This is a genomic window from Jezberella sp. (assembly GCF_964834465.1).
Map to the genome: position 1 here is coordinate 38,438 of NZ_CBAZRM010000012.1, position 16,029 is coordinate 54,466.

Annotated in this window: 14 protein-coding genes and 2 tRNA genes; 11 read left to right on the top strand and 5 right to left on the bottom strand. The window is 51.2% G+C overall.

Translation table 11 applies throughout. The annotated features are described in order from the left end of the window. Positions 1-61: 61 nt before the first annotated feature. Complete coding sequence (locus AC1W8Y_RS10635) at positions 62-1,723, bottom strand: FMN-binding glutamate synthase family protein (RefSeq protein WP_482014457.1); 1,662 nt, start codon at positions 1,721-1,723, stop codon at positions 62-64. 176 nt (positions 1,724-1,899) lie between these two features. Between AC1W8Y_RS10635 and AC1W8Y_RS10640 the strand changes: the two genes are divergently transcribed. Then, on the top strand, positions 1,900-2,361 hold the full coding sequence (locus AC1W8Y_RS10640; RefSeq protein WP_482014458.1) for a GNAT family N-acetyltransferase: 462 nt from the start codon (positions 1,900-1,902) through the stop codon (positions 2,359-2,361). A gap of 59 nt (positions 2,362-2,420) precedes the next feature. Here the strand turns inward: AC1W8Y_RS10640 and AC1W8Y_RS10645 are convergent. Then, positions 2,421-2,505: transfer RNA gene (locus AC1W8Y_RS10645), tRNA-Leu, on the bottom strand. 99 nt (positions 2,506-2,604) lie between these two features. Between AC1W8Y_RS10645 and rnr the strand changes: the two genes are divergently transcribed. The 9 genes from rnr to AC1W8Y_RS10690 all read left to right on the top strand — a co-directional run bounded on the left by rnr (position 2,605) and on the right by AC1W8Y_RS10690 (position 12,248). Beyond that, complete coding sequence (rnr, locus tag AC1W8Y_RS10650; RefSeq protein ID WP_482014459.1) at positions 2,605-5,094, top strand: ribonuclease R; 2,490 nt, start codon at positions 2,605-2,607, stop codon at positions 5,092-5,094. 40 nt (positions 5,095-5,134) lie between these two features. Further along, the gene (rlmB, locus tag AC1W8Y_RS10655; RefSeq protein WP_482014460.1) at positions 5,135-5,869 is read left to right on the top strand and encodes a 23S rRNA (guanosine(2251)-2'-O)-methyltransferase RlmB; all 735 of its coding nucleotides are present in this window, start codon (positions 5,135-5,137) and stop codon (positions 5,867-5,869) included. 93 nt (positions 5,870-5,962) lie between these two features. Beyond that, a complete protein-coding gene (locus tag AC1W8Y_RS10660) occupies positions 5,963-7,198 on the top strand; it encodes a cystathionine gamma-synthase family protein (RefSeq protein WP_482014461.1) in 1,236 nt (411 codons plus the stop codon). A gap of 297 nt (positions 7,199-7,495) precedes the next feature. Continuing rightward, positions 7,496-7,768: an HU family DNA-binding protein gene (locus tag AC1W8Y_RS10665; protein ID WP_422242744.1), complete on the top strand. Its 273-nt coding sequence runs from the start codon at positions 7,496-7,498 to the stop codon at positions 7,766-7,768. Positions 7,769-7,829: 61 nt separating this feature from the next. Next, positions 7,830-7,905: transfer RNA gene (locus AC1W8Y_RS10670), tRNA-Val, on the top strand. A gap of 380 nt (positions 7,906-8,285) precedes the next feature. Beyond that, positions 8,286-8,537, top strand: coding sequence for a TonB family protein (locus tag AC1W8Y_RS10675; protein WP_482014541.1), 252 nt, complete (start codon positions 8,286-8,288; stop codon positions 8,535-8,537). A gap of 58 nt (positions 8,538-8,595) precedes the next feature. Then, complete coding sequence (locus AC1W8Y_RS10680) at positions 8,596-9,276, top strand: response regulator transcription factor (RefSeq protein WP_482014462.1); 681 nt, start codon at positions 8,596-8,598, stop codon at positions 9,274-9,276. After that, positions 9,251-10,369 carry a sensor histidine kinase gene (locus tag AC1W8Y_RS10685; RefSeq protein ID WP_482014463.1) on the top strand — a complete coding sequence of 373 codons (1,119 nt, stop codon included), beginning with the start codon at positions 9,251-9,253 and terminating at the stop codon, positions 10,367-10,369. Before AC1W8Y_RS10680 ends, AC1W8Y_RS10685 begins: the two co-directional genes overlap by 26 nt. Beyond that, positions 10,356-12,248, top strand: a complete 1,893-nt coding sequence (locus tag AC1W8Y_RS10690; RefSeq protein ID WP_482014464.1) for a potassium transporter Kup — start codon at positions 10,356-10,358, stop codon at positions 12,246-12,248. Before AC1W8Y_RS10685 ends, AC1W8Y_RS10690 begins: the two co-directional genes overlap by 14 nt. A 118-nt stretch (positions 12,249-12,366) precedes the next feature. Here AC1W8Y_RS10690 and AC1W8Y_RS10695 read toward each other — a convergent pair whose 3' ends face one another. Together AC1W8Y_RS10695 and argF are read right to left on the bottom strand one after the other, a co-directional pair. Next, a complete protein-coding gene (locus AC1W8Y_RS10695) occupies positions 12,367-13,587 on the bottom strand; it encodes an argininosuccinate synthase (RefSeq protein ID WP_482014465.1) in 1,221 nt (406 codons plus the stop codon). A gap of 61 nt (positions 13,588-13,648) precedes the next feature. After that, a complete protein-coding gene (argF, locus tag AC1W8Y_RS10700; RefSeq protein ID WP_482014466.1) occupies positions 13,649-14,590 on the bottom strand; it encodes an ornithine carbamoyltransferase in 942 nt (313 codons plus the stop codon). A 134-nt stretch (positions 14,591-14,724) separates the two neighbouring features. Between argF and AC1W8Y_RS10705 the strand changes: the two genes are divergently transcribed. After that, positions 14,725-15,027, top strand: coding sequence for a DUF3579 domain-containing protein (locus AC1W8Y_RS10705; RefSeq protein ID WP_482014467.1), 303 nt, complete (start codon positions 14,725-14,727; stop codon positions 15,025-15,027). 12 nt (positions 15,028-15,039) lie between these two features. On the opposite strand, the gene AC1W8Y_RS10710 is transcribed toward AC1W8Y_RS10705, so the two are convergent. Beyond that, positions 15,040-15,990, bottom strand: a complete 951-nt coding sequence (locus AC1W8Y_RS10710; protein WP_482014468.1) for a 2-hydroxyacid dehydrogenase — start codon at positions 15,988-15,990, stop codon at positions 15,040-15,042. Positions 15,991-16,029: the final 39 nt, after the last annotated feature.

Here is a 16,029-nt window from a genome sequence, read left to right on the forward strand (position 1 = left end):
TGCCTCGAGATCGCCCTCAAGTAGTGCAAAAAGTACCATGTTGGTGCATAAAACGCGATGATCAGGCAATCACCGGTTCTGAGTTGGTTTGCGCTTTTGCTAACGACTCACCCAAGTCTTGGTTAGGCGCGAACCGGTCCGCGCTTGCCATGGGCCAGCCAATTTGAAACACACGAGTAGGAAGTTCGCCTCTGAGCAATGAGCCGGGGGGCATCGATGGAAATATCGACGAGAGCAGCGTGACTTGCGTCGACGACATGCGGCGCGCGATGTGATGCGTGTGCAGATCGTCTGGATGCTTAAGCCCTGCGGCCGCAAGCAACTCGCCCAACGCATGCAGTGTGTTTTGATGAAAGCTGGCGACACGAGGTGCCTTGTCTGCCACCACCAGTGCTTTTTGTCGTTGGGGATCCTGTGTGGTCACGCCGGTGGGGCATCGATCGGTGTGACAGGCTTGTGCCTGAATGCATCCGATTGAAAACATGAACGCGCGAGCGCTGTTACACCAGTCTGCCCCAAGAGCCATGATACAGGCCATGTCGAACGCGGATACGATCTTACCGGAGGCACCGATTTTAATCAGGTGCCGCAAATTGAGACCAACCAAAGTATTGTGCACCAGACGCAATCCCTCTCTCAGCGGTGTGCCAACGTGATCAACGAATTCGACTGGCGCGGCCCCTGTGCCACCCTCTGCGCCATCAACAACAATGAAATCTGGCGTAATACCCGTTTCAACCATGGCCTTGGCGATCCCGAACCACTCCCATGTGTGGCCGATACACAATTTAAACCCAATGGGTTTGCCACCACTCAGCGCGCGCAATCGCTGCACGAATTGCAATAAACCCTTGGGACTGTCGAATTCGGTATGAGCCGCTGGTGAATTGCAATCTTCACCCTCTTTGACACCACGGGCGAGCGCGATTTCGGCCGTGACTTTCGCACCAGGTAAAATCCCCCCATGGCCTGGTTTTGCCCCTTGAGACAATTTGATTTCGATCATGCGTACTTGAGGCAAGCTCGCATTAGCGACGAAATTGGTTTCAGAGAATCGGCCGTTTTCATCACGGCAACCGAAGTAGCCTGAACCGATGTTCCAGATTAAGTCTCCCCCTGGCTTTTTGTGGTAACTGCTGATGCCGCCTTCACCCGTATCGTGTGCAAAATTGCCGATTTTGGCACCTTCGTTGAGCGCGAGTACCGCATTGGCAGACAGCGCCCCAAAACTCATGGCCGAAATATTCAGGACCGATAGTGATACTGGCTGCAAACAGGCGGGCCCACCCACGGTAATGCGAAAATCCATGTCGGCTATTTTCGTGGGCGCCATTGAATGATTAATCCACTCATAACGATCCCCATACACATCAAGTTGGGTACCAAACGGGCGTTTATCACTCGCCTTTTTAGCGCGTTGATAAGCCAACGAGCGTTTGACCCTAGCAAAGGGGGCCTCTTCTGTATCGTTCTCGAGTAGATATTGCCTGATCTCAGGCCGGATGAACTCGAGAAAAAATCGGATATGACCAATGATGGGGTAATTGCGCAGGATCGCGTGATGTGATTGATGAAGGTCTCTAAACCCGACCGCCACCAACAACCAAGAGGGCAGCGCTAGCAGTAACCAGTAAGGAGAACCCAATAGCATGAGCCCTGTCCCAATCGCGGCACCTGCCATGGCAATCCATAGTGCAAAATTTCGTGGTGCAAGCAATGCCATAAGTGCCTCGTCTCAAATGATGTTTGCTGGGAATTTAACAGACAACGTTGGACATGCTTGTCTCAAGTGTGCCGCAGGATGTTGGTATCCTATGCAACTTAAGGTCAGCTATGTTGCACTATCGTGATACGGGTTAGCACATGGGGTGGCTGGCTAAACGCGAATTGATTGAGCTCATGAATGACAGGCAAAAAGAGATTGAAATGCATCGCCATGACGTAAACATAAGATTGGGGCCTTGGCATGAGATGCAACAAGACGCGCTGCCCATCAGGCATGCCGTCTTTGTCATTGAACAAGGGGTGCCCCCCGAGGAAGAGGTCGACGAGATGGACGCAGCATGTGTTCATGCCGTGGCCTATGACGTACAAGGCCAAGCGCTTGCAACTGGTCGGTTATTACCAGACGGGCATATTGGCCGAATGGCAGTGTCTGCCTCGGCCCGAGGCAACCAAGTCGGCAGCGCAGTACTGCAGGCATTGATCGGTGAAGCACGCACAAGAGGGCACGTTGCTGTGGTTTTGCACGCTCAAACGCACGCCATCGCGTTTTATAACAAGCATGGTTTTGTACTTGAAGGGGATGAGTTTTTCGAAGCCAACATCTCGCACTTCAAGATGGTATTGGGGCTGGCTTAGCTAAAACGCGACTGATTAAACATCAAGCGTATTGTCACGCAATATGCTTTACACTTAAGTGGTGCCCAGGAGAGGACTCGAACCTCCACACCTTGCGGCACACGGACCTGAACCGTGCGCGTCTACCAATTCCGCCACCTGGGCCCTGCATGACTGATTACCGTACAGCACTACTCGCATGAATAATTACTGTATTAGCGATAACTTTTACTCAAGCCCTCCATTATAAACGAGATTCACACTTTGGCAAACCGCGCCCCATATCCAGCAAAGAAAATTCGTGTCACCGCCGGGACGCCCGAACTTCCAGCCGACTTTGACCCTGATGTCCCCAGTCGTGAGCAGATTCTCGAGGCGTTGCGCAATTCTGCGGCACCGTTATCAGCAGGTGATCTAGCTATCCATATGGGTGCCGACCGAGAAGAGACGCGTATCGGATTTGATCGTCGGCTTGCCGCGATGGAGCGCGATGGTCAATTACTGCCTAACCGTAAAGGGCTGCTATTGCTAGCGAACAAACTGGATTTTGTCGCTGGCAAAGTGCAGGGGCATCGTGATGGATTTGGCTTCCTGATTAGAGACGGCGGCGGTCCCGATATCTTTTTATCGCCCCGTGAAATGCTCAAAGTGCTTCACGGCGATCGCGTGTTGGTTAAACCTGGTGGTGAATACAGGGGCAAACCGGAAGGGACTATTGTTGAAGTCATCGAGCGCAGAACGAACCGCCTCGTTGGGCGGTTCTTAAACGAACGTGGTTTGACGATTGTGGTGCCAGAAGATCAGCGCATCAAACACGATGTATTGATCCCACCTGGTGAGACGGGAGGCGCGCAACACGGTCAAGTCGTGTCTGTCGATATCATCGAGCAACCGACTCGCCATACTCAGCCGTTGGGCCGCGTTGCCGAGATTCTCGGTGAGATTGACGACCCCGGGATGGAAATCGAGATTGCAGTTCGCAAATTTGATGTGCCTGTCGAGTTCAGTGAGGCAGCCTTGCGTCAGACAGAGAAGTTACCTGACGCGGTAAGGCGTAGCGATCTCAAAGATCGGGTTGATTTGCGTGATGTACCCTTTATCACGATTGACGGAGAAGACGCTCGAGACTTTGATGATGCCGTCTATGCAGAGCCCATTGATTTGGGTACCACAGGGCGTAAACGCCCCGCTTGGCGTCTGTTAGTCGCTATTGCAGATGTCAGCCACTACGTGACACCAGACGACGGCTTGGACATCGCTGCCCGTGAACGCGGTACGAGTGTCTATTTTCCGCGGCGGGTGATCCCCATGCTGCCAGAGAAATTATCCAACGGACTGTGCTCCCTGAATGCCAACGTCGATCGCCTTGTGCTCGTTTGCGATATGGTAATCAATGCCTCTGGCACCAAAGCGGGCACCGTCAGCGCTTATCAGTTTTATAACGCCGTTATTCACTCTCACGCGCGCACGACTTACAACCAGGTGTGGGAATCTTTGCAGCAACAAGGCGGCCCGATGGCCAAGAGCCTGTCAAAGGTTATGCCGCAGATCAATCACCTGTATCAGCTTTATCAATTGCTTTACCAAGGCCGCAAAGATCGTGGTGCTATCGATTTTGACACGGTTGAAACCAAGATTTTATGTAATGAGCTGGGCCGTATTGAACAGATCGTCGGGATGGTGAGAAATGATGCACACCGGCTGATTGAAGAGTGTATGTTGGCAGCCAACACCTGCGCCGCCGATTTCATGTTCAGAAGCAAACACATCGGACTCTATCGCGTGCATGAAGGGCCAACGCCTGACAAGCTCACCTCGCTACGAGAGTTCTTGCGCACGCTGGGTCTTGGGTTGGGCGGCGGTTCAGATCCCACGGCCAAAGATTACGGCGAGTTGCTCGAGAAGGCGCGTGGCCGGCCTGACTACTCTTTGCTGCAGACGATGTGTTTGCGATCGATGCAACAGGCAATTTATGGTCCGGACAATATGGGACACTTTGGCTTGTCTTACCCAGCCTACACACATTTTACGTCGCCCATCCGGCGTTATCCTGATTTGCTGACTCACCGGGTCATCAAGGCCTTACTCAAGGGGACGAGATACCAACCGGAATTTGCTGGTCATATCTCTGCGCCCGGTGCGACTCGCAGTGAACACGAGCATGATGTCTGGGAAAAACTCGGTCTGTTGTTATCGGCGAATGAGCGCCGAGCCGATGATGCCTCCCGTGATGTCGAGGCCTGGTTGAAATGCTGGTTTGTTAAAGAGCGGGTAGGCGAAACGTTCAGTGGCAAAGTTACTGGGGTGGCGAGCTTTGGTATCTTTGTGACGCTCGATACCCTGCATGTTGAAGGCATGGTGCATGTCTCTGAGCTCGGTACCGAATACTTTCAGTTCAATGAAGCGCTTCATGAGTTGCGCGGAGAGCGAACAGGCATGCGGTACCGTTTGACGGATGCTGTGCAAGTGCAAGTTGCACGTGTTGATCTTGAGGCAAGGCGAATTGAGTTCCGGCTTGTTGCGGGTACCAGTTTCGTCTCACTGCGTAAGCAGGCCAATCGGACAGAAGAGCAACCGTTTCGACGCGCGAAGAAGGCTGCTTCTTCCAAACCCGCTGAGCTCAAGGGGACAACGGCCAAAGTCCGCCGCGCAGAAGCGAAAAAGACGGCGAAGATGGATTCACGTCCCCCGCAACGTCAGGCTCGAAGCGGGAAAAGTCCAAGTGTGAAAAAATCTCCCCGCAAACCTCGTTAGTCGGCGAGGTTCAACGGATAGAGATCGAATAAGGTTCATCATGGCTGCAACACAAGTGCTGGCGGGTTTTCATGCGGTTATTGCTCGTCTGAGGCAAGCACCTGGCTCCGTCAAAGAACTGTACGTTGAAGCGTCTCGTCGAGATAAGCGGATGCAGAGCCTGATCGAACAAGCTCGTGCACTTGGTTGCGCAGTTCATCCTGTCGCCATGGATCGCCTTGATGGTCTCGCTGGTGGCGCACGCCACCAAGGCGTGGTCGCTGTGGCTGATCCCAGAAAGTTAGCTGCGGATCTAGACGAAGTCCTCGACGAGTTGACTGAACCAGCTTTCTTGTTGATTCTGGATGGTGTGACCGATCCTCACAATTTAGGTGCTTGCCTTCGAACGGCTGACGCCGCTGGCGTGCATGCCGTGATTGCCCCAAAAGACCGCGCAGCTGGGTTGAGTACGACGGTTCAACGCGTCGCATGCGGGGCTGCCGAGTCGGTGCCCTACATTATGGTGACTAACTTGGCTCGTACGATGCGGGACATTAAGGATCGCAATATTTGGTTGATTGGCACTGACGATCAGGCGACTCAAAGTATTCACGAGGTTGATGTTAAGGGTGCGATCGCGTGGGTCATGGGTGCAGAGGGCGAGGGGATGAGACGACTGACCCGCGAGACCTGTGATCTCTTGGCACACGTCCCGATGCTTGGCAGTGTAGAAAGCCTGAATGTAAGCGTAGCCACTGGCGTCTGTCTTTATGAGACCGTCCGACAAAGGCGCTAATTGACGCTGGGGTTAACTTGCTCGGCCCATGATGAAAAAGAAATCTGTAAACTGAATGCCATTCGCAATCAACGACTGGGCATTGAACGCATCATGGCTAAATTCGGTTTCACGACAAGTATTCTTCACGCGGATCGGCGCAACGATGTTGAGCATGGGGCGGTGCATAAGCCGATCCACCCTTCAACGCAGTATGCGTATGCCGATGCGCGTGAATTGGCCGTCGTTTTTCAAGGCAAGGCAGGCTATACGTATTCGCGTCAAGGCACGCCCACCACAGAGGCCCTTGATAAGAAAATTTCTATCATGGAGTCTGGTGCCAGCAGCTTGACGTTTGCGACTGGGATGGCTGCTTTGTCCGCTTTGTTCACCTCGCTCTTGCGCAGCGGCGACCACTTGGTGTCCAGTCAGTTCATCTTCGGCAACACGAGTAGCTTGTTCGGCACGTTGCAGCTGCTTGGAATTCAAGTTTCCTTGGTCGACGCGACAGATGTCAAAGCAGTCGCCGCTGCAATTCAATCCAATACAAGAATGGTTTTCACCGAGACAATCGCTAATCCGGGCACTCAAGTGGCAGATTTGGAAGGTATTGGTGAGTTGTGTCGCGCTAACAATATTTGTTTGGTCGTTGACAATACCGTGACCTCGCCCATCCTCTTTCAGGCTAAGTCGATTGGCGCGTCACTCGTCATGAACTCACTCTCTAAACATATTGGCGGGCATGCACATGCCCTTGGCGGGTCATTGACTGACACGGGTCTTTTCGACTGGTCGACGTTTCCGAATATTCTGGATGTCTACAAAAAGGGCGCGGTCAACGGCTGGGGGTTGACACAAATCAAGAAGAAAGGGTTGCGCGACATGGGCGGCACGCTATCGTCGGATGCGGCTCATCGCATTGCGATTGGTGCTGAAACACTGGCGCTTCGTATGGATAAAATTTGTAGAAACGCAACTGCATTAACGAATTACTTGGTCAGGCACCCTAAAGTAGCCAAAGTTGCCTACCCTGGTTTGCCCAATCATCCCCAGCACGCTCGGGCGCAACAATTATTCGGTGATCGTTACAGCATGCTATTTGCGCTTGAGCTAGTTGACGGCATTGATTGTTTTCAATTTTTGAATTATCTGCAAGTGGTGATCCTTGCGACACACGTGGGTGATACGCGCACACTGGCGTTGCCCGCAGCACACACTATTTATTACGAAATGGGTCCTAACCTCAGGGCCCAAATGGGGATTGCTGATAGTTTGATTCGTGTCTCTGTCGGTATTGAAGATGAGCAGGATTTGATCAATGATTTTGAGCAAGCATTGAGCAAATGTTGATGGAGGCAAGACTGATTTAAATGAGGGATTGTTAATACGTTCTTAATAATTTATGAGTGTTCTCCCTTGGTTTTTTTAGCTACTGTCAATTAGGCTTATAAAAAAATTGCTAGATTGGCTGAAAGTGCGGCTTTTACGCTGTTTTTTTCTTGACAGCCGCCGTTGCAAAAGGCCTAATCTCACTCTGGAAGCATCAAATATAGTTTTTTGGTTTTCGAATGATCAAAAGCCAATTGTTTGAGTAAGTAGTTTTTTTTGTCAGATTTTTTGTCAACATTACAAAGGGGTAAACCTCAAATGAATAAAACCGAACTGATTGAACACATCGCCACTAAGGCAGATATTTCAAAGGCTGCTGCGGGTCGCTCGCTTGATGCCATGATCGCTGCTGTCAAAACCACACTCAAAAAAGGTGGTACGGTGACGTTGGTTGGTTTCGGTACGTTTGCTGTGACTGCTCGCGCTGCGCGCACTGGCCGTAATCCACGCACTGGTGAGGCAATCAAGATCAAAAAAGCAAAAGTACCTAAGTTCCGTCCAGGTAAAGCACTGAAAGACGCAGTGAATTAATCGACTGTCGGTTGCTAAAAAAATGCGGTTCGCTATAATGCGAGCCGCATTTGTTTTTTTAGGGTCGTTAACTCAGTTGGTAGAGTTCCTCGCTTACACCGAGGCTGTCGGCGGTTCGAGTCCGTCACGACCCACCATCACTTATTCACGTTCATCACGTTTCCCCTCCCATGGCACGAGCTGATTGGATGAATCGGCTGAAAACCGTTTTCTGCGTTTTCTGCGTACATGCGTTATTCGCCGTATGTGTATTTTTCATTCGAATCCAACCCACACCTCATCTCAGCAGCGACCTTCCGATCATGGTGTCGCTTGAAGTACAACCTAACGACGAACCTGCATTGTCTGATTCGACCTCAGACGTGAAGGTTGTCTCTGAACCAACTGACCTGCACCTATCAAAGCACCCCGTCCAAGCAACACCTTTGACAATTGATATCAAGTTGACCATCGAAGGGGATAAGCCGGTGGATAAGCGCGTGGATAACTGGGTGGATAAGCAGGTGGATATCGGGGCATCCCACCGCAACCACGCTATCCCGTGGCCGCCATCAAATTGCGCCAGCAAGGTCAGGTGGTGATTCGCGTTTCGATCGATAATACAGGTGCTGTGACCATGGCCTCCGTGTTTTCGTCCTCAAGCTATTCGTCTTTAGATGACGCTGCCTTGGCAGCTGCCCGACAGACACGGTTCAGACCTCACCAGAAAAATAGTCAAGCGGTTCAAGCACTGGCCGATATCCCCTATGAGTTTTCGCTTGCTCGGTAAATCACTGGTAGGTAGAAAAGAAAGCAGGGCTTCTGCTTTCGCGAGGTAAACTTTCATCATGAGAATCCTTGTTATCGAAGACGACGCCACCTTAGGGCGTGCATTGCAAGAGTTTTTGACCAATCAAGGCTATGTCGTTGATTGGGTTGATGACGGTCTTCAGGGGATCGATGCGCTCGATCGGTATCAGTACGATTTGTCGGTGCTTGATTTGGGTTTGCCGTCTATTGATGGTCTTCAAATTCTTGCTGCCCTCAGGCAGAAGGGCGACAATACCCCTGTTCTGATCTTGACCGCTCGCGACGGATTGAATGATCGTGTGTCTGGCTTGGATGCGGGGGCAGACGACTATCTCACCAAGCCTTTCGAGTTAATCGAGTTTGCTGCAAGAGTGCGAGCGGTCATCAGACGGCGAGTTGGTTTGTCTCAATCGGTGATCGAGTTTGGCGGGCTATCGTTTGACTTATCTAATCGCGAGTTGCGCGTTGCCGGTGTTCGTCTGTCACTATCTGTTCGCGAACTATCGGTGTTAGAAATGCTCTTGAATCATCCGGGCAAAGTCGTCACCAAACAGCAGATCGTTCAGGCCCTATCAGCGCTTGATGCTGACTTTAGCGAGAACGCCGTTGAAGTTTATATTTACCGTTTGCGCAAACGACTTGAGGGCACGGGTATCTTAATACAAACGATTCGTGGCTTCGGGTACAGCTTAGATGTCGAACAGCAACGCACCAATTGATGCCAGTATTTCGTTCTTGCGATCGGGCTCCTTAGCTCGGCATTTGGTTCGTCGTTTATTACTACCAGTGTTTCTGCTCGCGCTACTTGACGTGTTTGCGACATGGTTACTGACGCATAACTTTGAAATTGAAGAGTGGGCACTGAGGGATATTTTCTGGTCGATGTTAATTGGTCATCTGATCTTGCTCGCTTCGTTGACATGGGTCATTTTGCAAGGGGTCAGATCAGGTTTACAAGCAGTGAATCAGATTTCGGCTCAGATCGCCTTGCGCTCAGCCGATGATTTAAGCCGGTTGAAGGTCGACAGCCTGCCCAGTGAGCTAGGGCCTTTGATCCGACACACGAACGAGCTACTTGACCGGTTAGATGAGTCGATGGCCGCTCAAAAGCGCTTTATTGGCAATGCTGCTCATCAATTAAGAACGCCCCTCGCGGGATTGAGACTCGAATCTGAGCTGATGCTGGCCAGAGAGCTTGCCCCCGACATCAGAGACAGGGCTGAACGCATTAAATCCATTAGTGATCGCATGATCAGGCTGGGACAGCAGTTGCTCGTACTGGCTCGGGTAGATACGCAAGCGGGGCCTCAAGACCATTTTTTACGTCTGGATCTGTGCGAATGGTTGCGCAGCGCGGGTGCGCAATGGTGGCATAAAGCCAAAGATAGTAAAATCAGTTTAGTGATTGACGTGCCAGAGCAACCGGTTTGGATTGATGGCGATCCAATTTTACTGAACGAGTTATTAGGTAACCTGATCGATAATGCTTTGAGGTATGCTTCGGCTGCGAGTTATGTGCGTTTGCACATTACTGAGACTCCTCCCACGCTCGCGGTAGAGGACGATGGCTGTGGCGTCAGTCCCAAAGAGCAAGGTAGAGTCTTCGAGGCTTTCTACCGCTCGCCTGAGGTCAGCGGTGAAGGGTCAGGGTTGGGGTTAGCCATCGTGCGCGAAATCGCTCGCGCGCACGGCGCTTGGTGGAATATTGTCAGTCGTCCTCAATTTGCGGGCACGAGATTGACTGTTGTTTTCCCCGGGCCTCGTATTGGGGCGCAATTAAACAGATTGGTTCAATTTAATGTCATCCGATAATTCTTCCAAAAATAGCACCGGCGCCACACCAGCCTCGGCGTTGATGATCGGTGCGATCGGCGTTGTTTATGGTGATATTGGTACCAGTCCTCTCTACACACTGAAGCAGTGCCTTGAGGGATATAAAGACTTTTCCCAAGATCAAGTGTTGGGCACGCTGTCTTTGTTGTTCTGGATGTTGATGATTGTCGTGTCCATCAAATACGTCATGTTCATTTTAAGAGCTGATAACAAAGGTGAGGGCGGGACGATGGCCTTGGTTGGTCTGGCCGTTCGGGGGCGTCCGCCTTGGCAAAAAGCGCTTTTGATCGCGCTGGGCACTTTTGGTACTGCCCTGTTTTATGGCGACAGCATGATTACCCCGGCCATCTCTGTGTTGTCAGCAGTCGAAGGGATCAGCCTGATCTCCGATAGTTTCGAAGCATGGGTAATCCCTCTCTGTTTAGTCATTATCGTTGCTTTGTTTGTGATTCAGAGTCGCGGGACCGCGGTGGTCGGCAAATTGTTTGGCCCTGTGATGATGTTCTGGTTTTTTATCTTGGGTGCGATGGGTATTTGGCAAATTTCCCAGACACCTGCGGTACTGGTGGCGATCAATCCCGTTTACGCCTATCAACTTATTCTCGCAGCACCCCATAAAACGTTCGTCTTGTTGGGTTCTGTCGTCCTGGCATTGACAGGGGCGGAAGCGCTGTATGCCGATATGGGCCACTTCGGTCGCACCTCTATTCGCAGGGCTTGGTTTGCGCTGGTCTTACCGGCGTTGACCCTTTGTTACTTTGGGCAAGGTGCCTTATTACTGCGAAACCCAGCAGCGATTGAAAATCCGTTTTACCTGATGGCACCTGCGATCGGCTTGATCCCCTTGGTGATTCTGGCCAGTATTGCCACAGTAATTGCTTCTCAAGCGGTCATTTCAGGTGCCTTTTCTGTCACTCGACAGGCTGTCCAGCTCGGATTTTGGCCCCGTATGGATGTCTTACACACGTCAGAACGTGAAGAAGGGCAAATTTATCTGCCCAGAGTCAATTGGTTGCTCTGTATTGCAGTACTGGCGCTGGTCGTTATCTTCCGTAAATCAGATAATCTGGCGAATGCCTATGGGCTCGCAGTCACTGGGACGATGCTGATTACGACCATGTTGGCGTTTGAGGTCTTATTACGAGGCATTTCGCGCGTGAAGCGCCTATTTGTATTGATTTGTCTGTCAATACTGATAGCCGTTGATGCACTACTGTTTGCCTCAAACTCACTGAAGTTTGTTGAAGGCGGTTGGTTGCCATTACTGGTCGCTGGGGTCATCTTCTGCTTTATGATGACTTGGCGCAATGGGCGAGCATTGTTGGCAGACATTCAACTGAGAGACCGTCAGCCGCTCAGCGAATTCATGGGGATGCTTGAAAATCACCCGCCCGCTCGCGTTGACGGCACTGCGGTGTTTCTTTCAGAAGCTGGTGGGATTGTTCCGCCTGCGTTCTTGCACAACCTCAAGCACAATAAAGTGTTGCATCAGCAGAACTTGTTTTTGCACATCAAAGTCGCCGATACGCCTTTTGTGCAACTAGAAAACAAGTTTGATTTTAAACCGTTGAGCGCCAGCAGCTGGGAGACCACGGTGACCTACGGTTTCAAAGAAGAGCCCGATGTGCCCAATATCCTTGAAAAACTGGGGCAACTGCATCCCGAAGTTAATTTAGAGCCCATGCGGACATCCTATTTCTTGTCACGCGAGACCTTAGTGGTTCAGAAGAAATTCTCATTTAAATCTGTCCGAAATCGTCTGTTCTCTCTCATGATGCGCAATGCCACGCGCAGCACTAGATTTTTCAGAATTCCACCGAATCGTGTCGTAGAAATGGGGACTCAAATCGAGATTTAAATAGTCCAGCGCTAAGGCTAGTTGAAAACAGAGAACCAAAAAAAACTGTGTTGATGATGAGTCAACACAGTTTTTTTATATCGGGATGTTTTGCCAGCATCCCTCAAACATGGCAGGTTTACTTGCGGCCTGCCTTTGCTTCGATACGCATACGCAACGCGTTAAGTTTGATAAAGCCAGCTGCGTCAGCCTGATTGTAGGCGCCGCCATCATCATCGAAGGTAGCGATGGTTTGATCAAACAAGGTGTCTTTTGAATCACGGGCAACGGTGTAAACGCTACCTTTGTACAGTTTTAATCGTACCCAGCCGTTGACTTGTTGTTGCGTCGCGTCGATCAAGGCCTGCAAAACCCGACGCTCGGGTGACCACCAGTAACCGTTGTAAATCAGCGCCGCATATCGTGGCATCAAATCATCTTTCAGGTGGGCGACTTCACGGTCCAGCGTAATCGACTCAATCGCTCGGTGACCTTTCAGCAGAATCGTGCCGCCTGGGGTTTCGTAGCAACCGCGTGACTTCATGCCAACGTAACGATTTTCAACCAAATCGAGTCGACCAATGCCGTGCTTACCACCTAATTCATTTAATTTTGTCAGCAATTGGGCAGGGGATAGACGGACCCCATTGAGCGCAACAGGATCACCATTTTCGAATTCCATATCGAGATATTCCGGCTGATCTGGTGCCGCTTCAGGAGAGACTGTCCAGCGCCACATGGACTCTTCAGCCTCGGCCTTTGGATCTTCAAGATGCCGGCCTTCGAAACTGATATGCAAAAGATTGGCGTCCATGGAGTAGGGCGCACCTCCGTTCTTGTGCTTCATGTCAATGGCAATGCCTGCATCCTCAGCGTACGCCAGTAGCTTTTCGCGCGAGACTAGATCCCACTCGCGCCAGGGAGCGATCACCTTAATGCCGGGCTCTAAGGCATAGTAGCCAAGCTCGAAACGGACTTGATCGTTTCCCTTGCCGGTTGCGCCATGCGACACTGCCTGTGCCCCCACTTGACGGGCAATCTCGATCTGACGTTTTGCGATAAGCGGGCGAGCGATCGATGTACCCAGCAAGTATTCGCCTTCGTAGATCGCATTGCATCGAAACATCGGAAAAACAAAATCGCGCACAAATTCTTCGCGCAAATCGTCGATAAAAATCTGCTCTGGTTTGATGCCAAACTTGATGGCCTTCGCACGGGCAGGCTCTAGCTCTTCGCCCTGGCCAATATCAGCCGTAAAAGTGACGACTTCGCATTGGTAGGTGTCTTGCAACCATTTAAGGATGACAGATGTATCCAAGCCGCCTGAATAAGCAAGGACTACTTTTTTGATATCGCTCATGAGTAACTCTGTATAGGTGCCAACGTATGATTTTAACCTCAAGCCGAGGGAGATCCGAGCCTTAGTCGAGTCGACCTAGCAATAGAAACTCCATGAGCGCTTTTTGAACATGCAATCGGTTTTCTCCTTCGTCCCAAACCACACTTTGCGGGCCATCGATCACCTCAGCAGTGACTTCTTCGCCGCGGTGCGCAGGTAGGCAGTGCATGAAGAGTGCATCCGTAGACGCGTTACTCATCATCTCCTGATCGACACACCAATCGGCGAAGGCGCGACGTCGATCTTCATTCTCGGCTTCATAGCCCATGCTGGTCCAGACATCCGTGGTGACCAAGTGCGCGCCTAAACACGCCTGCATGGGATCCGCAAACTCTTTGAGCACGTTTGATGCAACGCCTTCGATGCGAGCAGGATCCAACTTGTAACCAGTTGGGGCACTGACGTGAAGGGTAAAGCCAAGCATCTGCGCTGCTTGTATCCAGGTGTACGCCATATTATTGGCGTCACCGACCCATGCAACAATTTTGCCTGCAATGCTCTGCCGGTGTTCGATAAACGTAAAAATATCAGCCAGCACCTGACAAGGGTGATATTCATTGGTAAGCCCGTTGATGACAGGCACTCTAGAATACTCTGCAAAACGCTCAATCCTAGTCTGCTCAAAGGTTCTGATCATGACGAGATCGACCATGCGAGACACGATTCTGGCCGTGTCCTCGATCGGCTCGGAACGACCCAGTTGAGAGTCGGTGGTGGTCAGATGAATCACAGAGCCACCCATCTGATACATCCCTGCCTCGAAAGAGACTCGGGTGCGGGTGCTAGCCTTCTCAAATACCATGGCAAGTGTGCGGTCGTTGAGCGGGTGATGGGGTTCATAGCGTTTGAATTTGCCCTTGATAATGCGAGCGCGATCAAGAACGTAATGCAACTCTTCGACGGTCAAATCTGAAAACTGAAGAAAATGTTTAAGAGGTTGTTTTGATTGACTGCTGTCGGTCATGCGAGGACTCCGAGGCTAATCCGCAGCGTTATCGCTGGGTGCGCAAAGGGAAAACTTCAATCATATACAATTCAGGGAGCAGCGGCGTGTTTATTGTTGAACACGTTGCCTGAATGCGACCAGACGGGTTGTGCATGACAAAAGAAGTGCAGTTTTTCGTTTTATACGGTGTTACCGAATCTGGTGCCACGTTCAGACCTAGCGATTGGGCAGAACGACTGGCGGGGGTACTTGCCCCTTATCGTCCCGTAGGTTTCGCTCGAAGCCACATCAGCTACTCTCCTTATGTGACGCCAACCACGTTAGATCGTGTGAAAGCCGTCATCGTTGACGAGAGACTCCGAGAGCTCGAACCTTTAGCCTGGAAATTCGTTCAAGATTTTGCAACAGACAACGGGCTCAAAACAAGTTTTGGCCCGCATCCTCAAGCAAAGTAATACGACGTTCGTTTAGACCGGTGTCACCACTTTGCCGGTTTTGACATAGGTGTCAATGTTGTTGAGCATTAACTCAAGCATGGCTTGTCGGGTTTCAACCGTGGCGCTGGCAATGTGGGGCAAGAGCACGACGTTATCCATTGTTTTTAACGCATCCGGTACTTTCGGTTCGCTTTCGAAAACATCAAGCGCTGCACCACCCAACGCACTTTCGGTTAACACCTTGACCAATGCCACTTCGTCGATGACTGAGCCTCGCGCGATGTTCACCAACATAGATTGTGGTCCGAGTGCCCTTAACACAGCCTCGTTGATCAGGTGTTTGGTACTTGCCCCACCAACGGTGGCAATCACGAGAAAATCGCTCCATTGAGCGAGGGCGATGAGCGACGAGAAGTATTCATAGGCAACGTCGTTACGTTGACGTCGGTTGTGATATCCGACTTGCATATCAAACCCGAGACCACGCTTAGCAATGGCAGCACCAATATTACCCAAACCGACGATGCCGAGCTTCTTGCCGCTCACACGCATTCCCAAGGGCAGGGTGGCTGTTTTATTTTCCCAATGATTGGCACGAACAAAGCGATCACCCCAAGCTATTTGTCTGGGGCACGCGAGCAGCAGGCCCCAAGCGATGTCGGCCACGCAGTCATCGAGAACCTCTGGGGTGTTGCTGACTTGAATGTTTCTAGCGTGTGCCGCTTCGATATCTAATGTGTCGTAACCGACCCCCCAGCTACAAATGGCTTTGAGATTGGGTAGCGCGTTGATGACTTCAGCGGTAATCCCCGTGACCGCAGAGGTGACTGCAATTTCGATGTCTTGAGCTTGTTCGCGAAGAAACGCAGCTTGGTCTGAGGATTTCCAGAGAGGGAGAACGTCATATCTCTCTTCGACGACCGCGTTGGCGACGGGCGAACCAGAGAGAGAACCGATTTGAAGTATGCGGGGTTTGCTCATATTGGATGTGTTGTTATGCGTTGAGTTAAACAAGCGCAC